Below are 21,351 nucleotides of genomic sequence, written 5' to 3'. Positions count from 1 at the left end.
ACAATTAGTGCTTTCGTTTTTTCTCTCTTCTCTCAACCAGACAAGTTAGTTGTCGCGACTGGTCAAGTTAATTGTCGTCTAATACTCGGTGTACACGCTCGAATGACATACTTGCACCTCGTCATTTTTGTGGTTTTCAATACATGACCATGAACTGCGTAAACATGACCTTGCTTTGCCTCAGAAGTCTTCTGTTTCGCTGAAACGTGGGCAGGAATTTAGGAAGTCTAACTAGTAACTATACTGAAAGTTTGTTAGTGTCTTTATTTATTTGCGCTCAAGATTTGGGCTTGCTGCAACCTTTACGCAGTGACGATCATTTTTTGTACTTTGGGCGAGCGCGAATAATTCATGATACTAACGAAAGTTTCTGAATAATTACCCTTATTATGATAATTATACAGAAACTTTCTGGGTAACACAACTATTTTGTGTATTATACAGAATTTTTCGGGGTAATATCCCATATAGGTGAGTTATACAGAAAAATGCAGGTTAACACGACAGAGCAGAAGCCGAAAAAACTTCTAGACCGAGTGCGCGACGCGATCCGCATTAAGCATTCCTTCTACCAAACTGAAAAAACATATGTGCAGTGGATTCGTCGTTACATTTTGTTTCATAACAAAAGACATTTTAGCGAGATGAACGGTGAAGAACTCAATACATTTCTGACATATCTAGCAGTCGATGAAAAAGTTGCTGCCTCAACCCAAAATCAGGCTTTATGTGCCATTTTATTTTTATATCGGGAAGTACTCCAGCAAGAACTAGATTTAAATCTTGATGCAGTGCGTGCTAGTTGACAAGAATTCAGATTTTCAGATTATCTTGATGCAGTTAAATGAGCAACTAGCGCTCGTAATCCTAAGCGATAGCTCTCAGCACCAAAACCGCTAATTTGCCCGATCGCAATTGGTGCAATAAACGAATGATGGCGAAATTCTTCGCGTTTGTACACATTACTCAGATGTACTTCCACAGTAGGTATATTTACAGAAGCGATCGCATCTCTCAGCGCCACACTGGTATGCGTAAAAGCGGCGGGATTGATTAAAATTCCTTGCTGTACCTGAAAAGCAGCATGAATCGCATCAACCAATACGCCCTCATGATTTGATTGTAAAAAGCTTAATTCTGCGCCTAACTCCAATGCATCTTGAGCTAGGCGGTCGTTAATTTGCGCTAATGTAGTGCTGCCATAAACCTCTGGCTCTCGTAAGCCAAGCATATTGAGGTTTGGCCCATGCAAAACCAGAATTTTCATGCTTTAAATTATATTTTTCCTTTTTCCCTTTTCCTTGATTAACGGAATTGTCCAAGGGCTTCGCTAAATTGCATGGTCTTGGTAATCACTTCGAGATTGGCATGAGGACGAGGAATCACAGTTGCTGACAAAAATAGAGCCTTGTCCTTAGAACTCAAGACTTCAATTTTTTTAGCAGCTTCGACACCAGCGGCAACAGCTTTTTGGACATCACCAACTGGCCCACGGATGATAATGGTTAGGCGTGCACCGCTTACTTTCTCATAGCCCACAAAAGTTACATTTGCAGCTTTGACCATTGTGTCAGCGACGGACAGTGCAGGAGGATGCCCCAGCACCTCAACCAAACCAACTGCGATTCCCATAAAATTTCCTTGAGCTTGTAAAAAAGCTAATTAATCAAATAACGGTGTTTTTATCAAACTCAATCATAAATCTCAATGGTATCGATTGATTGATACGCATCGTTTATTTGTGTCATAAACAAATATAAAGAGCGGAAAAATTAAGTATGGCGGCGCTTCGCGCCGCCATACTTAATTTAAGCAAGTTGAGCGCGGATGGCTTCAACGCGATCGCGGTTAACGCCAAGATCGGACTTACCTAAACGAGAAGCCGAACGCACCTCAATGATGCCCTTGTCCGCATTTAGATAAAATTCAACGTCATCGACATAACCCATTAGAGCGCTGGTAAACTCGGCATAGAGATAGTTGCCTTCAGCGGTAATGATTTTGGTGCGAGGCATACTAGAAATCACCGCTTTAAGATCTTCTAAGGCTTTGGCGGGATCGCCTGTATAGGTCAAAGGTGCGATTTTATGCTCTGCGTCGGTGCTTTGACTAGAGACACAGTTAGGAGAATCGGGGCAATCGAGGAGCTTGCCATTGGTTACACCGATATTAGAGGGGCGTGTGCCAGAAAAAGAAAAAAGTGCCATAGGTGTTGCGATCGCAGAATTTAGTGAATAGTTAAGGGAATGAGCAGAAGCGGCAGGAACAAATCCGAAAAAAGCAAGCGTAACAAAATATAAGCTCGCGGCGATCGCGACAAGTTTTGACATATTGATATAGCTAATTTCTCTGAGTATTTATACGCAATTGATTATGGCATTTATATTCTCTTTCAATCTATCCATCAATGGAAGGGGCTTTCACCCCCTTATTTGATATCTTTGATATCGCTTTTTTGATCGCAAGTTTAACCTGCAAAAAACAATCCACGGACTAAGTTAAAAAGTGTGCCAAACATAAGAGCAAGAGTTGCTAAAGAAGCGATCGCATTTCCTGCGGCGCGTTTACTCGCCTCGACATAATATCCCCAAGCATAGGCAATGCGCCCCACAACCCAGACAGAGCCTAAGATCGCGCCCACATTTGGGCTAACAAAAATACTGAACAACCATAAGCAAGGTAAAAAGATCACGATTTGTTCAAGAGTGTTTTGATGAGCACGAAAGACTCTCTCAAAATCTTCGTTGCCAGTGATTTGTGGTGGCATGACTTTATACTTAACACGAGCTACAGCCACACCGATACCTAAGCCAAAGTAAACAAGCAATGCGCAGATAGTGACGATCGCAGGAAATACGAGTGTTTTGATGTCCATTTGGTAATTGGTAATTGGTGATTGGATAATTATGAATTACGAATTACGAATTACGAATTACGAGTTGATAATTCGTAATTCGTCCCCCTTGTTACTAAGCATTATGATGATTGCTATATCTCGTTTTATGTTATGCCAAAGTTTTACGCCTATATCGGAATTGCTGCGATCGCATTAGTTAGCTGTCAGCAGACTCCATCAAATAACGCCACAGCGCCAACTAATAATCTTGCTACCGAAAAAGCAATCAGTTATTTGCGATCGCAGCTCAAGCTATCGCCAACTGTGGCGATCGTAGCGGAGTCACAAAAGCCACAGCCAGCTAATGCTAATGATTTATGTCAAACGGCGGCTCCGACTCAAGCAGGGTTTGAGATTGCGCTGATTGCTGAAGATATGCGCTATACCTTACAAACTAATCAAGATGCTAGCAAAATCGAGATTTGTCGATCTGAGGATGCCAAGCCTGAAACAACTGGCAAATATACGGGTGCGGGTTATATGCTGCGCTATCCTGCGGACTGGAAAGCGATCGATCTCGGTTTAGAGCCTTCGGGCGCAAGTACGGTAATTTTTACACCTAGTCGTGAGATCCCAGTGGGCGAAGATAAAAATGATCTAGTTAAAAAGCTACAACAAAGTCAGCAAGTTTATACGGTGGTGTCGCGACAACCGATTGATGGCAAGGCGATCGCCTCCGATGGCTCTGACAAGGCAAAAGATCTCGTAAAAATTCCTTTTGATCCCAAAGTTAAAGGCGCAAAGTCTGGCTCGAAAGAGGAATTTACAATTGCGATCGCTGCTGGCGATTCTTCTAATAAATCTACAAGCTGGAAGGTCAAAGTATTAACCTTAGAAGCCGATAAATTTATCTATACAGTTCGCTATTACCAGCCTGATTCTCAGAATGCTGCCAATAGCCCAAATTCATCAGCATTCGATCAATTTGCTAATAGCTTCGCACTCATTCCCTAAAACCGAAAAGAGATGTGCCGCGCTTCGCGCGGCACATCTCTTTTCGGTCTCGCTACATAGGCAATGCCAATTCACAAAAGTGTAGCTACACTTTTGTGAATTAAAAACCAAACCCAGTAAGGGTTTTAAAAGCACAAAATGGCTACGCCATTTTGTGCTTTGGTATATTGCGATCGCGGCGAATTGGCGCGATAAAGTGAGAGACTAATCCTTGGTGAATTGCAAACATTTGAGCTACGAGTTTGGAAATAAAATCTTCTGGGAAATCTTCAAAGCGCTCTTCCTACTGGCAGATACGAGATTACGTCTATCCCCAGCGTTTTCTGATTGGCAAAGCATTTTTATGTACCTTAGTCTTTATCGGCACAATGCCTCTCCTTGCCGAACTATTAGGACGGGTTGCCAAAGCACTTGGCAAGGGTGATGTCACCGCCATTTTGCAGATCGCGGCTTTCACCGTAATTATGTTTGTGTTTCGGGGATTGGGGCAGTATGGACAGGATTCAATGATGGCGCAAGCCGCACTGAATGCGGCGAGAGATTTGCGCGTAGATGTGTACTCACATTTGCAGACTTTAGATCTAGATTATTTTGCAGAGTCTCGTACAGGTGATTTATCCTATCGCTTGACTGAAGATATCGATCGCATTGGTGAGGTGATCGGCAAATTTTTTCATCAATTCATTCCATCAGTACTGCAATTGATTTTTGTACTGGCGTACATGATTTATTTGAATTGGATCTTAACTCTCACCACTCTTGCCGTTGCGCCTTTGATCGCCATATTAATCGCTTGGTTTGGCGATCGCATGTTGAAGCTCAGTCGCCGTAGCCAAGATCAAGTTTCCAACTTAGCCGCGTTACTATCCGAGATTTTTAGCGGTATTCGCTTAGTTCGCGCCTTTGCCACAGAATCCTATGAAATCGAGCGCTTTAAGCAAGAATCCGAACAAAATAGCCGCCGTAAATATGCAGCCGATCGCGTTAAGGCTATTCAATATCCTGTAATTGGCTTTTTGGAAGCCGCAGGAATTTGTTTTCTATTTCTACTCGGTGGTTGGCTAATTTCTAATAAATGGTTGCTACCTGAGCAGTTTGTTGCTTTTGGTGCTGGGGTTGCGCTATTGATTGACCCGATCGCCAATACCACTGGTAGCTATAACGAAATCAAACAGGCTGAAGCTTCAATTGATCGCATTTTCGAGATATTTGAGATTAAACCTGTTGTGATCGAAAAGCCTGATGCGATCGCTCTTCCTGAAGTTACAGGCAAAGTCGAATACACAAATGTTGGCTTCCATTATCAAGGCGATCGCCCTGTTCTCACCGATATTAATCTAGTTGCGAATAAAGGCGAATCGATTGCCCTTGTCGGCATGTCGGGTGCAGGAAAATCTACCTTGATGAATCTGCTGATGCGTTTCCATGATGTCAAGTCTGGCAAAATTCTCATCGATGGTTATGACATTCGTGATGTCAAAATCAAGGGTCTCCGCCAACAATTAGCTCTAGTTCCGCAAGAGAACATTCTTTTCTCTGGAACCGTTGCTTCTAATATTGCCTTTGGTCAGAAGGATTATGACACTGAAGCAGTGGAAAGAGCCGCACGAATTGCTAATGCCCATGATTTTATTATGGAACTTCCCCAAGGTTACGATACATGGGTCGGCGAGCGTGGTGTGAATCTATCAGGTGGTCAGCGTCAACGTATTTCCATCGCTCGTGCTGTCCTGCACAATCCCAAAATTCTGATTCTTGATGAGGCAACTTCTGCTCTTGATACCGAATCGGAAAGCCTTGTCCAAGAGGCTCTACAACGCCTGATGCAAGGACGTACGACATTTATTATTGCTCACCGCTTAGCAACTATTAGAAATAGCGATCGCATCATCGTTTTGGAACAAGGTCAAATTGTCGAATCGGGAACCCACGACGAACTTCTCCAAAAAGCAGGACGTTATGCTCAACTTCATTCTCGTCAGTTTGACACAATAGTTTAAACATTTTAGCGCGGTAAATTTTTGTATGAGCTAGAAGCTCTAAAAGCCTCAAACCTTTAGCGTAGTATGATTAAGACCTCGTGATTTCGCCTTGTCGTTAACAAAAATTTAAGTAACTTTTTAGAATGTCTCAAAGCTCAACCCCAACAAATCTCTCAACCCTCTTAGAACGTGGTGTTGTCGAAATATTTCCAGATAGCGAAACCGACAACTTGCGCGATCGCATCCAAAAGACCGATCGCCCACTTCGCATTAAACTCGGCATCGATCCCACCCGTCCTGACTTGCACCTTGGGCATACCGTTGCTTTGCGAAAATTACGTCAATTCCAAGATGCTGGACATAAAGCTGTCTTAATTATTGGTGACTTCACCGCCCAAATTGGTGATCCTACAGGTCGCTCTGAAGCTCGCCCAAGACTAACTCCTGAAGAAGTTGCTTACAATGCCGAAACTTATTTAGAGCAAGCCAAGAAAATTCTGGACTTTTCTAGCGATCGCTTCGAGTTGCGTCGTAATGGGGAATGGCTAAACAAACTTGATTTACAGCAAATTATTAATTTGCAAGCTAGCATGACTGTCGGGCAAATGTTAGCCAAAGAGGGATTTAGCGATCGCTATGAAAAAGGCAATCCGATTTATTTGCATGAATTTCTCTATCCTTTATTACAAGGCTATGACTCGGTAGCGATCGACTCCGATGTGGAGCTAGGTGGTACTGATCAAAAATTTAATATTCTCGTCGGGCGCGACCTGCAACTCAAAGACAAAAATCGTCAAGGCAAGCCAGCGCAGTTTGGACTATTGCTCCCCTTATTAGTTGGCTTAGATGGTGTGCAGAAAATGTCTAAATCTCTTGGTAACTATGTCGGACTCACCGACGAGCCATTGAGTATGTATTCCAAATTGGAAAAAGTGCCTGATGCTCTTGTTGATAAATACTTTGAGTTGCTCACTGATATTGACCTAGAGACACTCCCAGAAAATCCTCGCGAAAAGCAAAAACAACTGGCTTTAGCGATCGTTGGTCAATACCATAGCCCTGAAGCAGCAATTCAAGCGCAACGTGATGCCGAACAAATTGTCCTCGCAGGCAATACTACTGATCTGGGTGATATTCCCGAATTTGATCTTTCTCAGATAAATTTTCCCGCACCATTGCATTATCTAGTCAAGGCATCGGGACTTTGCAAGAGCAACAGCGAAGCACAGAGTCAAATCAAAAATGGTGCTGTGAAACTCGATGGTGAAAAATTAGGCGATCGCACCTTTGCCAGTATCGAAGAACTTGCTGGTAAAGTTTTGCAAGTTGGCAAGAAAAAGTTTCTTCGATTGATTTAAAAAAATAGGGGCGGCGCGAAGCGCCGCCCCTATTTTTTTGGAGGAATTAGTTCAAACCTTTAGAGATAGAGGCTAGAGTCGTAGAAAGGGTGGTGAATGCTTGATTTGTTGATAAAGCATTTAAAGAGGCTAAAGCTTTTTCTGCTGCAACAGGATCTGAACCTTTGGCAATATCCGCAAGCTCATTCACAATCTGATTAAAAGATTCAATCGCTAAAAATAGCTTCTTGAGATCAACAGATTGAAGCTTTTCTGCTCCTGCATTAAAGTTAGCAGGAATAAGTCCAGTAAGGGCATCAATTAACGCTAATGCAGGTGAGCCTGTTCCCACGTTAATTCCCAAACTGGCAAAGCTAGCGCTTAAAGCGTTTTGTGCTGTCTGCACACCAGTCCCACTTCCGTTACCATTGCTCAACAGCACGATAACGTTGCTAATATCTGCGTTAGTATTCGCAGAATTTAACAATACTGCGATCGCTTGGCTGATATCGATGCTCAGCAAATTGCTTTTACGAACAGGCGGTGTATTCTGCAAAATTGCGATACTGGAAGTTTGACATCCTGGTTGAATTGTGAAATTACCCGCAAAAACAGGTGCTATACCTGCAAAAGAAATAGTAGAAGCGAGAATTGACAAAAATATTTTTTTCATAGAAATTTGGCAGCTAGGTTATTTCAGAGCGATCGCAACTTATCCAAGTAGTTCAGCATAGTTAAGACTAAAACCAGAGCTTGTGCCGCCCGCTTAGCGGGCGGCACAAGCTTTTAGGTTTTAAGTTTACCCATGCTGAACTTACCTACGTCCAGAGTAATTAAACCCATAGCTAACACCAAAGATAACCTGAGTACCTGCATTACTATTGTTCGTGACATCAGAATAAGTCAGAGTGAGGTTTAAGGGGAAAGTAACATCTGGTAAAAAGCCCAAACCAAAGTTTAGTCCTTGTCCAGACCATGCTGTACTCACTCCCCACTGCGGGTCAAACTGGTAGCCAACATTAGCAAAAATGCCGACTCCATCACTGCTAGTGGATTTGCGATATGTACCACCACCAACACCAATAGTCGCAACTATTGGTTGAGGATTCTCAGCATTGTCTGGATTGGTCAACTGGGAAATAGTTGCAGCTCCATAAACTGAGGAAGGCGTACCTCCTGCGTTTGAGCCATAGTTCGCAAAGTTTGTCCAGCCCACTGCGATCGCAGCTTGTCTAGAATCATCTTGATAGATGAGACGATGAACTTTGAGATCAAAAGAGCCGTTAGAACCGAAGTTACGAATACTGTTGATATTGAAAACACCTTCGACTGCCGCATACTGGCTAGCATCTCCCAAACCAGCACCAACTGATATGCTGCCATCAACGGTATCTCTCAGTCTCCCAGCAGTTGCACCGACAACACTGATAAAAGCATCACCTGTTTGAAGTCCAAAAGCGACAGGAGTACCAGCGTTCAATGATGGTGTGTAGATTTGTTTGAATACGTTCTGAGTTTGAGGTGTAATTGGACGAATGAGTAGCTGCTGACGGATAATGTCTGGAGAGTTAGAAGTCGCATTACCTGTCTGGGCGATGTTTGTACTGGCTTGAGCGATTTCGACAAGATCTACATCAGGATTGGTAGAAATTGAGATGGAAGAATTTCGCTTGAATGCTAATGGCATCGCTGCAACATCTGTCCGAGGCTGCTTTAAATCCTTAGCAGTGTAAGGTAGCTTGTTTTGTAGTATTGGCGCTTTGACAACTCCCGTTTTAGAGGTTTTCTTAGCTGTTGTAGAGTTTTTTACCCCATTCTTAGAAGTTGTTGTGGTATTCCTTACTTTGTCTTTAGCAACTTGTGAATTGCTTACCTTATCGTTCTTAGCAACTTTTGTCTGTGCAGATAGGGCATTGATTGGTGTAATCACCATAAATCCCCATACGGCTCCTGCGGACACCAGCAATAATTTATTCATCATAGAGCTTCCCTTTTGCATTTTGTATATTCCTCACCCTCAAGCAAACTTCGCTGTTGTATTAGCAGAAATCGTGCAATCTTTGGCTCAATAAATTCGGAACAGTAGAAAAGCGAAACGCTTCTCATTCAAACAACACAAAAATGCAATACTCTTTTTAAGATCTTCGCACGATTTCTCTTATGCTGAAGACCTCAAATTATACATGATTATGCCATTGATAATCATTTTTTATACAATTTTTAGCAAGCAATAACCCTTGAACTCTCAAAATCGGTTTACAAAACTATTACGGGCTAATTTAAACGCAGTTTTACGATCGCAGCCTGAAATATTACCTAGAGATGCAAGTCTTTTGGTGGCAGTTTCTGGAGGGCAGGATTCCCTATGTTTAGCCAAGCTTTTACAGATGCAAAGCGCAAAGTTTAACTGGAATTTAACGATCGCTCATTGCGATCATCAGTGGCGAAGCGACTCAAGTGCTAATGCCGAGCATGTTGAAAATATTGCAAAGGAATGGGGAATTGCTTTTTGTTTGAGAACCGCCAAAAGTCTCCTAGCTAGTGAAGCTGATGCTCGAAAATGGCGCTATGCGATGCTGGTGGAAATGGCGAATATTCATAAATGTGCTTATGTGGCGACAGGGCATACGCGTAGCGATCGCGTTGAGACATTGCTACATAACTTGATGCGCGGAAGTGGAGCCGATGGTTTAGCTTCTTTGACTTGGGTGCGATCGCTTACGCCAGAAATTAAGCCAGAGATTAAGTTGGTGCGTCCTTTGTTAAACGTCAGTCGTCATGAAACCGCAGCCTTTTGTCGAGAGAATCAAATTCCTATTTGGGAAGATAGCACTAATCAAAATCTGGACTATCGTCGCAATCGCTTACGCTTGGAAACAATTCCTTATTTGCAGGAGCATTTTAATCCACAGCTAGAAATTGCTATCGCGCAGACTTCAGAGCTTTTGCATGACGATGTAATCTACTTGGAGAAGCAAGCTAGTTGTTTCTTTGAAGATAATGTTTCGGTGATTTGGGATGAGCGCTTACCGCGCTTGCATCGCCAACTTTTGCAAGAGCAACCGCTAGCATTACAGAGAAGGATCGTTAGACAGTTTTTATCAAAGTATTTGATACATCAGGTGAATTTTGAAGATATTGAGAGATTTTTGAATTTATTGACTGCTCAGAATCGAGCGCAGAGCGCACCATTTAAAGGCAATATTTCCGCATTTGTGGAACATCCTTGGATTGTTCTTCATATTAACTAGAAGGTTCGCTTTGCAAACCTTCTAGTTATTTCCCTCCGAGGGCAATCAGCGCAAAGAAACTACCGCTATTCCAAAGACAATGTAGGAGCATCGATGAGAGCAGATTTTTTGATCGCCAATAGACAAAGCCCATCACTATACCTAAAGTGGTCAGAGGAATAATATCGGCAAGATTTAAATGGGCTAGAGCGAAGAAAAATCCACTTAGAGCGATCGCACCCCAAACTGGTAAAAACTTAGCCAGTGAAGGTAGTAGAAACCCACGAAATAGATATTCCTCGAAAAATGGCGCTGCGATCGCCAGAGTTGTCCAGAGTAGGAACTTAGGTAAATTATTTTGGCTATCAGTCAAGATTGGTAATAGGGGATTGCCTCCGCCTTGGCCTTGGAGAAATTTTTGGCTAATTATAGAAATTACTAAAACTAAGGGAACGGAGGCAAAATATCCACCAACTCCCCATAATAGCCATTGTGGCGGCTTGATTTTGATGCGAAACCATCCTTCTGGTAAAGGCTGATAGACTGCAAGACTAGCTTGCAAAATTGGTAGCATCGGAATAACTGAAAGCGTATAGGGAATCAAAACTAGCAATGCTTGAATTGTGTAATCTTCACTCGCTCTTGTTTGAATTCCTAAAAATTCAAAGATTAATGGCAGCACTAATTGGGTCATTAGGCAAAATGCGGTAAACCATAGAACCATGACTTCCCAAATTGTTCCAAAACCCCAAGGTACTTGCAAATTGTTTTGATTTAGATTTTGATCTAGGTCGCCTTGGGAGGGGCGATGGAATGGAGAAGATTTGCGGAAGAAAATCCATTGAACTAGTAAGCCTATCCAAACTAAAATCCCCACACTACCGCCGATTAGTGGTATGGAATTGATGATGACTAAACGATTAATTGCCGCGTTAACTTCTATTTGAGCTTGTTGTTCAAGTTCAGGGATTTTTTCGCTTCTTTGTTGTGATTGATATAGTTTGGTTAGGGCCACTTTGCGATACCAACCATCAAGTGTTCGTTGAATCTGAACTTCGGCATTAGGGAATAACATTGTTGGCTCTGACCACAGACCTTTGAGAATCTGCGCCGTTAATCCATAGCTAGTCATGGATTGCCCTTCTAATTCTGCAACGGCTTCCCATGTAGCGATCGCACCTTGAGTATCGCCAGTTTGAATTTGCAGCAGCCCTGTCCGAATGCTGATTTCACTAACGCTGGTTTGTTTCTTTTGCTTTTGTTTAGAGAGAGCCTGTGGTTCATAGTCTCTTGACTCTGGAGATTGAGAGAGTCGCTCTAGGCTAGCGAGATTAGATTTACTGGCTTTAAGTACTTCTTGATAACTATTGAGCGCCTGTGCATAGAGTTCTTGAGGTTTGCTTTCGCCGATGAAAACCTGGAATATGTCATCTTTGGTGCTATCTTGAGCTTTCCCTTGAATTTGAGTGGCTTGCAAAATCAAATCAGTTTGGAGCAAGTCTAATTTTGTCTGCTCCTGCGGATTATTCCAACTAGCCTGCAAAGTAAAGAGAATAAATAAAATAGACAATAAGCTGAGAATACTTAGCAGCAATGACTTAGCATTCAAAGATTTGTTATTCAAAGACTTAGAATCCATTCTTGTAGTTCAGGCGAGAGGGCAGGGCAAAGTAGCGATCATCCTATCATTTTGAGCTTGTAAATCGCAAACCGACAATACCGAGCACAATCAGGCTGATGCAGATAAATCTCGGTAAATCCCTCGATTCACCGAGAAATACCGAGCCGATGATTGCAGTTCCCACCACGCCGATTCCTGTCCAAACTGCATAGCCTGTGCCAACGGGTAGAGTTTTTAAGGCTTGGGCAAGCAAGATAAAGCTAGCTGTAATAGTTGAGAGAGTAAGCAAGCTGGGTAAAGGTTTTGTAAAACCTTCGGTATATTTTAAGCTGCTCGCCCAAACAACTTCCAATAGTCCCGCAATAATTAAATTAATCCAATCCACGATGTATTCCTTAACTGAACAAAAAATTTTAAAAAATGTAGTGGCAATTCATGAATTGCCACTACATTTTTTGTGTCCCACTCAACTGAAAACCGCTATAAGCAGCGCGAGGCGCTGCACAACCTATTTTCTTCTAGATCGCAATGATAGAGAACTCAAAACTACACTTACAGAGCTAAATGCCATCGCTAAACCTGCGATCGTCGGATTGAGAGAAATGCCAAAACTGGGGTAGAGAATCCCTGCGGCAACGGGGATCGCTAGAGTGTTGTAAGCAAATGCCCAGAATAGATTTTGGCGAATTTTGCTAAAAGTAGCGCGACTGAGTTGGATCGCGGGGACGATATCGCTAATGTCATGACGCATTAGCACAATATCAGCAGTTTCCATGGCAACATCAGTACCTGAACTGAGCGCAATGCCTACGGTGGCGCTAGCCAAGGCAGGTGCATCATTAACCCCATCGCCAATCATGGCTACACGCTGACCTTCAGCAAGTAATTTCATTACAGCATCTGCTTTGCCATCGGGTTTGACTTCCGCGATCGCCCTTTCTGAGGGAATGCCCAACTGATTAGCGATCGCATTGGCGGTTTCTTGGCGATCGCCTGTGAGCATCCAGACTTGTAATCCCATCGCTTCAATTTGCCTGACGACTTCAGCGGCTTCAGGTTTTAGTCGATCACGCATGGCGATGATTCCAACTAGTTGGGAATCCACAGCGATAAAAATTGGAGTTTTGCCGAATTCTGCTAAATTCTGCGATCGCTCTAACATCTCGCTGGAAATTTTGACATGTTGCTCTTGTAGCCAAGCCCTATTGCCCACCAAAATTGTTTCGCCTGTCGTCAGCATCGCTTCGACACCACAGCCAGCCACAATCTGCGAAGATTGGGTAGGTAATAACTCAATATTTAATTCTTCAGCTTTAGCGATCGTGGATGCTCCGAGAATATGATTTGCGCCCACTTCCGCACTAGCAGCTAATTGCAAAATCCGTAGAGCTGATTTCGGGACTTCACGTTCTTCAACCAAACTCTTGAAAGTAGTTTGCTCAATGAGTTTTCGTCCAAAAACGATTAAGTCATTGGTGACAACATCAGTAACTTCAGGCTTGCCCGTGGTCAAAGTGCCAGTCTTATCAAAAACTACAGCAGAGAGTTGATCGATTTTTTCAAGACTAGCGCCCCCTTTGATCAAGATGCCTTTTTCTGCCCCGATTCCCGTACCAACCATGATTGCCGTTGGCGTTGCTAATCCCAAGGCGCAAGGACAAGCCACTACTAAAACCGCGATCGCTAATCGTAAACTAAACACAATCTCGGCATGGAGCAATCCGTACCAAATCAGAAATGTCAAAGCAGCGATCGCCATTACTGAATAAGCAAAATATCCCGCCACGCGATCGGCTAAATACTGAATCGGCGCTTTACTTGCCTGTGCTGATTCCACTAGCGATACAATCCGCGCTAAGGTCGTTTCGGAGCCAGTTTGCAAAACTTGGACTGTAATTGCTCCTGTCAAATTTAGGGTTGCTCCCGTAACCCGCGCTCCTAATTGCTTAGCAACTGGCATTGATTCGCCCGTCAGCATTGACTCATCAACGCTAGAGCTACCAGCGATAATTTCACCATCAACAGGAATTTTTTCCCCTGCCCAAACTACGATGCGATCGCCTACTTGCAGATCTTCCACAGGCATAGGTACTTGCAGATCGCCATCAGCACTATTTACTAACAATCTGGCGCTAGGGGGTTGTAACTCCATCAAAGCTCGAATTGCATTGGACGCTTTGCCCTTGGCTCGCTCTAACAAAGCTTGACCTAGCAATACAAATCCCAACAGCATTACAGGCTCTTCAAAAAAACATTGCCAGTTTAACTGTGGTACAAATAAGGCGATCGTGCTGGCTAAATATGCTGAAACTGTTCCCAAGCCCACCAAGGAGTTCATGTTTGGGGCGCGATACCATAGCGATTTCAGCCCGTCCCACCAGATTGGTCGCCCAATCCAGCCTAGCGCAACAGTCGAGACGACCCAATGGGCATACATATTGCCAATTAGGGGCAAATCAGCTACACCGATCAAGCCCAAATGTCCGACGATCGCTAAAATTACCAATGATGATGGGATGGCAATTTCTTGACTAATCCCGAACCAAGAGTTTTTAGTAGGATTTTGTGATACAGAATTGTGAGTAGTTTTGCGAACGCCTTTACTAATAAACTCAGCCGAAAAACCTGCTTTGGCGATCGCCTCAATCAATAGCGGTGCTAGTTCCTGTGCTGAATTTTCAGCGCTATAAATTACGGTTGCTTTTTCGGTTAGCAAATTCACGCTTGCCGCCTTGACCCCTATACAGGTAAGCAAACGTTTTTCGACTGTTGCTACACAACCCGCGCACTTCATGCCTGCGATCGTCAGGACTAAGGAGCTAGATTGCAAACTAGATGGCGAGATAGGTGTTGCTGTTGATTGAGGCACTGTCACAAACTTGTATCCAAAATTTATAAAAAATCATCCACAAATTTGTAGGTTTGCGCCCCGCAGGATTGAAAACCTACAAATTTGGTTACTTATGTCTATCTACTTGTCAGACTTAGTCTTAAGTAGCTGGGCTTAATTAAAAACCAGAGCCAAAAGCTGTAGCGCACGCTGCGCGTGCGCTACAGCTTTTGGGGTTTTATATTTAATTGCGTCTAGCTACTTATACCAATTCACAAAAGTGTGACGACACTTTTGTGAATTAAAAACCAAACCCAGTAAGGGTTTTGAAAATACAAAATGGTGAAGCCATTTTATGTTTTGGTATTACGGTGTTTATTAGACAATAGCTAGTACTAAAAGCTGATAGCCACAAAGCAATACATAGAGTTAGCATATACCCTAATCTAATTTGATTGATTGGGTAATTATTCTGATACAGCATTCTGATATTTTAATCGTTGCCTACTTTCCTTGTTCTTTCTATGTGACTGCTAAAATCAGACATGTATAGATTTAAAGTTCTGGCGATTAGTACTAGATACTATTCATACTAGATAATAGATTGACACAATCAATGATGAGCGTAGTAAACTCACCAAGATTAGCAAGGTTTGTAGTGACGTTTAATATTCACAATTAGTGTTGAGATTAACAATTTAAAAATAGAAATTTATTAAAATTTTCTAAATTTTCAGACTTGCCCCCAATGGTTTAAAAATTCTCTGACAATGAGTTAGCTAATGTCCATTTCTGACAGCGAGTTCTCTATTCATTTTTGGGGTGTACGTGGCAGTATAGCCACTCCAGGCCCGACCACAGTACGCTATGGAGGCAATACTCCTTGTGTAGAAATGCGCTGTCAAGGTGAACGCATTATTTTTGACGGGGGAACTGGGATTCGGGTTTTAGGTCAGCATTTGTTAAAGCAGATGCCAGTTAATGCGAGTATTTTCTTTACCCATAGCCATTGGGATCATGTTCAAGGATTTCCTTTTTTCACGCCTGCTTTTATTAAAGGGAATGCATTTAAAATCTTCGGGAAAATTGCGCCGACAGGACAAACGATGGAGGATCGGCTGGCGGAGCAGATGCATCATCCTAACTTCCCAGTGCCATTACGAATAATGGCTTCATGTTTAGAGTTTTTTGATGTTGAAGTTCCCAGCGTGATCGAGCTTGGTAATGGGGTGACAATCGAGTCAGGAATGCTCAACCACCCAGGGGAGGCAACGGGCTATCGAGTTAGTTGTGGCGATCGCGTGGCGGTTTATGCTACTGATACTGAACATTTAAGCGATCGCGTTGATGAAAATCTTGTATATCTAGCTCGCAACGCAGATGTATTGATTATGGATGCTACTTATTCTGATGAGGAATATTGGTCGAGTATCAGTCCAAAAGCTGGTTGGGGGCATTCGACATGGCAAGAAGCGATCAAAGTTGCCGAGGCGGCAAATGTTAAGACTCTGGTAATTTTTCATCATGATCCTTTGCATAGTGATGATTACTTGGATGAGGTTGGTCGGCTGGCTCAAGAGAAGTTTTCGGGCGCAGTAATGGCTAGAGAGGGAATGTATATTTCTATTCCTATTCGTGCTGATGCAAAGCCTCTAGTTAAAGTTTGATTAAAGCGCTTTGCGCTCAAACCCAAGCCAATAAAACCCAAAAATGTTGCGGCGGGCGTAGCCCGCCGCAACATTTTTGGGTTTTATTGGGATCATTAGCGATCGCGATAAAATAGGGCTAAACCCAAAAAACTAACCCAATGCTATCTCCGCAGACAAACGTCAAAGAAACCAAAGCTCAAACTTGGAAAATTAAGCTGCTCTATGATGGCGCATGTCCTCTATGTGTGCGTGAAGTAAACTTTCTAAAAAGCAAAGATGGCGATCGCGGTTTAATTAATTTTGTAGATATTGCCGCCGATGATTACGACCCTGCCGATAATGCTGGGATAGATTTTGAGACCGCAATGGGTCGGATTCACGCTGTATTACCTAATGGTGAGATTGTCCAAAATGTCGAAGTATTTCGCCAAACCTACGACATTCTCGGTATCGGCTGGATCTATGCGATTACCAAAATCCCACTTTTTGGACGTTTAGCTGATTTACTCTATGGCGTTTGGGCAGACTATCGACTTTTGCTGACTGGTCGAGGCAATCTTAAAACTATCGTGGCAAAACGGCAACAATACCAAAACGAACGCGAAAATAATCTAAATAATAGCCAAGGGCGTTGTGCCGATGGTTGCGAGATCGAAGATCGGAGATAAGCATGATAACTACTTGGCTAGTAATCGGAACTGCCGCATTTGGAGGAGGCTTTGCATTTAACAAGCTTTTTCCTAGCGACTACAAATGGTTTATGCGATTGCGTCGCCCTCGATGGCTAACCTTTGAAAAAGCCATCCCCTTTATCTGGATCTTTATCTTTATTTGCGGCATTACCTCTGCCGCCGCACTATGGGAAGCTCAACCCTCCACACTCAGCACATGGTTGCTCATGGCAAGTTATGCGATCGTTGAATTCGCGATTTTGTCCTACACTCCAGTTATGACCCGTTTACGCAATGTTAGGGCTGGGGTGTTCTCTGGGGCGATCGGTTTTATCTTAGGTTTAGTTTTAACGACCCAAGTTTGGCAAATTTCCAGCTTAGCAGGATGGCTATTAATGCCATATTTACTCTGGAGTCCCATCGGGACTTATGTAACATGGGTGATGGTAAGACTCAATCCATCACAAATTTAGATTGAATATAGCAATCCTAAATCGTAGGGGCAATTCATGAATTGCCCCTACGATTATTGACATACATCCAAACAATAAAATCTATCGTATAAACATAAATAGGTGAGAATCCGAGCATGACAGTTAAGCATTTAAAAATCCTCCATCAACATAATTCAGCTATAACCCAATCAATTAGCAAAGATGGTGATGATGTAGTTCAAGGATTAACACAAAGTCCTAAGAGTCTTCCACCAAAGTACTTTTATGATGATCGTGGTTCCGAATTATTTGAGCAGATTTGTGATTTACCCGAGTACTATCCTACTCGTACCGAAGCATGGATCTTAAATCAATATGCTGATGAAATAGCCGCTATCACTGGCTCTTGTGAATTAGTGGAATTGGGTAGTGGCAGTTCTACAAAGACGCATTATTTATTAAGTGCTTATCAAAAAGCAGCTAACTCATTAACTGAATCTGTGCCTGATGCTTTCAGTTATATTCCGATCGATGTGAGTGGAGGCATCCTCAAAACTACAGTCTTACATTTGCAAGAAAAATATCCCGATCTCTGTCTTGAAGGTTTATTAGGTACATACGAAGAAGCGTTACTTTATCTAGGCAAAAATCATGGACGATCGCGGATGATTTTCTTTTTAGGTAGCTCGATTGGTAACTTCACCGCAGCAGAATCCGATGATTTTTTAGGCAAGGTTGCCCATGCGTTAACTCAGGGTGATTATTTTTTGTTAGGTATTGATTTGCAAAAGCCTAAAGATATTTTAGAAGCTGCCTATAACGATAGCCAAGAAGTAACGGCTGCTTTTAATTTGAATATGCTTGCCCATTTGAACTGGCGGTTTCAAGGTGATTTCGATCTTGATTTATTTACACATCAAGCAATTTACAACGAGGTCGATCATCAAATTGAAATGTATTTACATGCGCGATCGCCCCATCAAGTTTCTTTAGATATTCTCGATCTCAAAATCCAGTTTCAAGCTGGTGAAAGCATCCTCACTGAAATCTCGCGCAAGTTTGACCTAGAGGCAGTTCAAGCCCAACTGCGATCGCAGGGTTTAGAAACCGTCAAAATCTGGACAGATCCCCAAAATTTGTTTGGATTAGTTTTGTGTCAAGTTTAAGGATATTTACTCAAAAACTCAGGGACAATTCATAAATTGTGCCTATAGTTTTATAGACTAAACGTAATAAAATTTCCATCTATGCAACCACCAAATCTGCACCGTTGCGATCGCCAAGAAATCCTTGCTTATTTTCAGCGAGCTTGGCAAATCGAAGATAGCTTGATGAAAAGTTTAGTTAGTCCTGAAACTTTTTATACGAATCCTGATCGCCTCCGCAATTTATTGATTTTTTATCTAGGTCATTCGGCAGTCTTTTATATCAATAAATTAGTCAGAGTCGGGTTACTTTCTGCACGAATTAATCCAGATTTTGAAGTTCTCTTTGAAATCGGAGTCGATCCCGAAAAGCCCGATGATATATCTGGTATTTTTGCCAGTCTGCGACAAGCGGAAGTTACCGCAGTTTGGGAATATCGCCAGCAAGTCTATGACAGGATTAGTGAATTTATTCATAATATGGCGATCGCATTGCCGATCAATCAAGAACATCCGCTTTGGGCATTAATGATGGCGATCGAGCATCAATATATTCATATCGAAACCTCATCGATGTTAATTCGCCAATTACCAGTTGATAAACTCCACCGTCCTGAAAGTTGGCAATACGCTCCAGCCAATGGCTATACCTCCGCAAATGAAATGATTGAGATTAAGGGTGGTGATGTACAGCTGGGCAAACCTCAAGATTCAAACATCTATGGTTGGGATATTGAATATGGCGATCGCCTTGTCAATGTAGAGACTTTTCAAGCGAGTAAATACCTGATTACAAATGCCGAATTTCTTGATTTTGTCAAAGATGACGGCTACGAAAATCAACAATATTGGCACGAACAGTCATGGTCTTGGAAAGTTCAGCATAAGATCAAGCACCCTAAATTCTGGATTCAGCAAGGTAACAACTATAAATATCGCGCTATGTTCGATGAAATCGCGATGCCCTTTGATTTTCCTGCCGAGGTCAATCACTATGAAGCGATCGCCTATTGCCATTGGAAAGGAAATGATACTCGTCTGATGAGTGAGGCAGAATGGAATCTGGCAACTTACGGAGTGTCAAATTTACGGCAGCCCATAGAGGAAACAAATTCAGGCTTCAATCTCAATTTAAAGTTTGCTTCTCCGAGTCCTGTTGGTTCTTTAGAAGCCCAAAGTCCGTCAGGGCTATACGACCTGCGCGGCAATGTTTGGGAATGGCTGAGCGATCATTTAACGCCGCTCACAGGATATCAACCCCATTATCTATATGAGGGCTATTCCGCTTCATATTTTGATACTAAACACAATATGATGGCAGGCGGCTCTTGGATTACAAGTGGAACCGAAGCTGAGAAGTATTATCGTAACTGGTTCCGTCCCAACTTCTATCAACATGCAGGCTTTAGAATAGCCCATTCGTAGGGGCAATTCATGAATTGCCCCTACGAATGATTAGAATATATTTAAGAGATAATTAATTCCCATGCATCCAAATCGAATTGAACCACAAGCAGGTCAAGAGTCTGTCTGGGACTATCCCCGTCCTGCAATCTTAGAGGATACAACTAAGCATATCCGCATCATTTGCAATGATATTGTTTTGGCAGAAACCGATCGCGCTAAACGGGTTTTAGAAACCAGTCATCCGCCTTGTTATTACATTCCTATAGAAGATATCAAAATGGAGTATTTGGTTGAAACTTCGCGGCGAACGATGTGCGAATGGAAGGGAATCAGCCAATATTATGATATTGCGATCGCAGATAAATATATCCAAAATGCGGGCTGGCGATATACTGTCCCTACTCCTAATTTCGTAGATATTCAAAACTCGATTAGTTTCTACGGGAGTCTCATGGATGCCTGCTACGTCAATGATGAGCTAATCACGCCGCAAGCTGGTGATTTTTATGGTGGCTGGATTACTTCTGATATTGTGGGGCCATTTAAAGGCGAAGTAGGTACTTGGGGATGGTAGCCTTGCCTCAATACATCAAAAATCTTGCTTAGATTGATGGGTTAGACATTGTGGACGCTACTGAGAGATGGTATTCACCTCGACCAAGGTACTCTACCTGAAAATCTACGACTTGTCGCTGCTCATCAGCAAAATACTTTAATTTGCGATTAATAAAATCTTCAATCAAAGCTTTACTAGTCGCAAGATCCTCTTTATCTATTTTTTTCTTAGCTTTTTTAAGCATTGAGGCAAATATTTGGTCTAACTCAGATTCCCTTTTTTCTTTTGGCATAAGCGCTAAATCCCAAGCTGTCACTGCGGTCTCTAACAGACGCTGAAGCTCTTTCTTATTCTGGGGAATATTAGCATAGGGTCTAATGAAGTCTTTCAAAACCTCAGACATTTTGGCGAGTCCTTCCATGTTTCTCACCATCTGTACATTCTCACCAAAATCCTGTTTAACAGTTTTTTGCAATTTCTCGAATGATTTATTGCTCGCTTTCTCCCATTTTTGCTGGCGGACAAGGTCACTAAATTCTCTAGATTTTTTAGCCCACATTCCGCTCCCAAAAAGAAGCGCAAAATAATTAGAATAGGAAAAAAGCAAGGATAGAAACAGGAGGGAGATATCAGAAACGA

Annotated in this window: 21 protein-coding genes; 11 read left to right on the top strand and 10 right to left on the bottom strand. The window is 42.5% G+C overall.

What is annotated here, in order from left to right; translation table 11 throughout:
• The first annotated feature begins 488 nt into the window (after nt 1–488).
• Nucleotides 489–806: a site-specific integrase gene (locus CQ839_RS23915; protein WP_103670809.1), complete on the top strand. Its 318-nt coding sequence runs from the start codon at nt 489–491 to the stop codon at nt 804–806.
• Between the two features lie 20 nt (nt 807–826).
• Here the strand turns inward: CQ839_RS23915 and aroQ are convergent, their stop codons facing one another.
• From aroQ to CQ839_RS23895, 4 genes are all read right to left on the bottom strand, one after another.
• Nucleotides 827–1,267, bottom strand: a complete 441-nt coding sequence (gene aroQ, locus CQ839_RS23910; protein WP_103670808.1) for a type II 3-dehydroquinate dehydratase — start codon at nt 1,265–1,267, stop codon at nt 827–829.
• Between the two features lie 38 nt (nt 1,268–1,305).
• On the bottom strand, nt 1,306–1,632 hold the full coding sequence (locus CQ839_RS23905) for a carbon dioxide-concentrating mechanism protein CcmK (RefSeq protein WP_103670807.1): 327 nt from the start codon (nt 1,630–1,632) through the stop codon (nt 1,306–1,308).
• Between the two features lie 176 nt (nt 1,633–1,808).
• On the bottom strand, nt 1,809–2,330 hold the full coding sequence (locus tag CQ839_RS23900; RefSeq protein ID WP_181016326.1) for a DUF1499 domain-containing protein: 522 nt from the start codon (nt 2,328–2,330) through the stop codon (nt 1,809–1,811).
• A gap of 137 nt (nt 2,331–2,467) precedes the next feature.
• Nucleotides 2,468–2,875 (bottom strand): MAPEG family protein, encoded by a 408-nt coding sequence (locus CQ839_RS23895; protein WP_103670806.1) that lies wholly within the window; start codon nt 2,873–2,875, stop codon nt 2,468–2,470.
• A 132-nt stretch (nt 2,876–3,007) separates the two neighbouring features.
• Between CQ839_RS23895 and CQ839_RS23890 the strand changes: the two genes are divergently transcribed.
• The 3 genes from CQ839_RS23890 to tyrS all read left to right on the top strand — a co-directional run bounded on the left by CQ839_RS23890 (nt 3,008) and on the right by tyrS (nt 7,190).
• Nucleotides 3,008–3,850: a hypothetical protein gene (locus CQ839_RS23890; RefSeq protein ID WP_103670805.1), complete on the top strand. Its 843-nt coding sequence runs from the start codon at nt 3,008–3,010 to the stop codon at nt 3,848–3,850.
• Between the two features lie 242 nt (nt 3,851–4,092).
• Nucleotides 4,093–5,850 (top strand): ABC transporter ATP-binding protein, encoded by a 1,758-nt coding sequence (locus CQ839_RS23885; RefSeq protein ID WP_258040862.1) that lies wholly within the window; start codon nt 4,093–4,095, stop codon nt 5,848–5,850.
• 125 nt (nt 5,851–5,975) lie between these two features.
• Nucleotides 5,976–7,190: a tyrosine--tRNA ligase gene (gene tyrS / locus CQ839_RS23880; RefSeq protein WP_103670804.1), complete on the top strand. Its 1,215-nt coding sequence runs from the start codon at nt 5,976–5,978 to the stop codon at nt 7,188–7,190.
• A 46-nt stretch (nt 7,191–7,236) separates the two neighbouring features.
• Here tyrS and CQ839_RS23875 read toward each other — a convergent pair whose 3' ends face one another.
• Complete coding sequence (locus CQ839_RS23875) at nt 7,237–7,842, bottom strand: hypothetical protein (protein WP_103670803.1); 606 nt, start codon at nt 7,840–7,842, stop codon at nt 7,237–7,239.
• Between the two features lie 141 nt (nt 7,843–7,983).
• Nucleotides 7,984–9,150: a hypothetical protein gene (locus tag CQ839_RS23870; RefSeq protein WP_146048803.1), complete on the bottom strand. Its 1,167-nt coding sequence runs from the start codon at nt 9,148–9,150 to the stop codon at nt 7,984–7,986.
• A 256-nt stretch (nt 9,151–9,406) separates the two neighbouring features.
• Here CQ839_RS23870 and tilS point away from each other — a divergent pair, with 256 nt between their 5' ends.
• Nucleotides 9,407–10,420, top strand: a complete 1,014-nt coding sequence (gene tilS / locus CQ839_RS23865) for a tRNA lysidine(34) synthetase TilS (protein WP_103670801.1) — start codon at nt 9,407–9,409, stop codon at nt 10,418–10,420.
• A 25-nt stretch (nt 10,421–10,445) separates the two neighbouring features.
• On the opposite strand, the gene CQ839_RS23860 is transcribed toward tilS, so the two are convergent.
• The 3 genes from CQ839_RS23860 to CQ839_RS23850 form a co-directional block, all read right to left on the bottom strand.
• On the bottom strand, nt 10,446–12,038 hold the full coding sequence (locus CQ839_RS23860) for a CPBP family intramembrane glutamic endopeptidase (protein ID WP_103670800.1): 1,593 nt from the start codon (nt 12,036–12,038) through the stop codon (nt 10,446–10,448).
• 46 nt (nt 12,039–12,084) lie between these two features.
• Nucleotides 12,085–12,405: a quaternary ammonium compound efflux SMR transporter SugE gene (gene sugE / locus CQ839_RS23855; protein WP_103670799.1), complete on the bottom strand. Its 321-nt coding sequence runs from the start codon at nt 12,403–12,405 to the stop codon at nt 12,085–12,087.
• Nucleotides 12,406–12,528: 123 nt separating this feature from the next.
• Nucleotides 12,529–14,895, bottom strand: a complete 2,367-nt coding sequence (locus CQ839_RS23850) for a cation-translocating P-type ATPase (RefSeq protein ID WP_258040861.1) — start codon at nt 14,893–14,895, stop codon at nt 12,529–12,531.
• Nucleotides 14,896–15,632: 737 nt separating this feature from the next.
• On the opposite strand from CQ839_RS23850, the gene CQ839_RS23845 reads away from it, so the two are divergent.
• From CQ839_RS23845 to CQ839_RS23820, 6 genes are all read left to right on the top strand, one after another.
• Nucleotides 15,633–16,517, top strand: coding sequence for an MBL fold metallo-hydrolase (locus CQ839_RS23845; RefSeq protein ID WP_103670798.1), 885 nt, complete (start codon nt 15,633–15,635; stop codon nt 16,515–16,517).
• A 140-nt stretch (nt 16,518–16,657) separates the two neighbouring features.
• Entirely contained in the window at nt 16,658–17,167 is a 510-nt protein-coding gene (locus tag CQ839_RS23840; protein WP_103670797.1) for a thiol-disulfide oxidoreductase DCC family protein, read from the top strand.
• Nucleotides 17,168–17,169: 2 nt separating this feature from the next.
• Complete coding sequence (locus CQ839_RS23835) at nt 17,170–17,643, top strand: TspO/MBR family protein (protein ID WP_103670796.1); 474 nt, start codon at nt 17,170–17,172, stop codon at nt 17,641–17,643.
• A 116-nt stretch (nt 17,644–17,759) separates the two neighbouring features.
• The gene (egtD, locus tag CQ839_RS23830) at nt 17,760–18,770 is read left to right on the top strand and encodes an L-histidine N(alpha)-methyltransferase (protein WP_103670795.1); all 1,011 of its coding nucleotides are present in this window, start codon (nt 17,760–17,762) and stop codon (nt 18,768–18,770) included.
• An 81-nt stretch (nt 18,771–18,851) separates the two neighbouring features.
• Nucleotides 18,852–20,174, top strand: coding sequence for a 5-histidylcysteine sulfoxide synthase (ovoA, locus tag CQ839_RS23825; protein ID WP_103670794.1), 1,323 nt, complete (start codon nt 18,852–18,854; stop codon nt 20,172–20,174).
• A gap of 61 nt (nt 20,175–20,235) precedes the next feature.
• Nucleotides 20,236–20,730 carry a DUF427 domain-containing protein gene (locus CQ839_RS23820; RefSeq protein WP_103670793.1) on the top strand — a complete coding sequence of 165 codons (495 nt, stop codon included), beginning with the start codon at nt 20,236–20,238 and terminating at the stop codon, nt 20,728–20,730.
• Nucleotides 20,731–20,758: 28 nt separating this feature from the next.
• Here the strand turns inward: CQ839_RS23820 and CQ839_RS23815 are convergent.
• Nucleotides 20,759–21,351 (bottom strand): hypothetical protein (locus CQ839_RS23815; RefSeq protein ID WP_103670792.1); only part of this gene is annotated, 593 nt, incomplete at its 5' end.

It is taken from the genome of Pseudanabaena sp. BC1403 (assembly GCF_002914585.1).
In the GTDB taxonomy this organism is placed as follows: domain Bacteria; phylum Cyanobacteriota; class Cyanobacteriia; order Pseudanabaenales; family Pseudanabaenaceae; genus Pseudanabaena.
The sequence above is the reverse complement of the archived record's forward strand: the minus strand, read 5'-3'. Positions and strand labels throughout refer to the sequence as shown.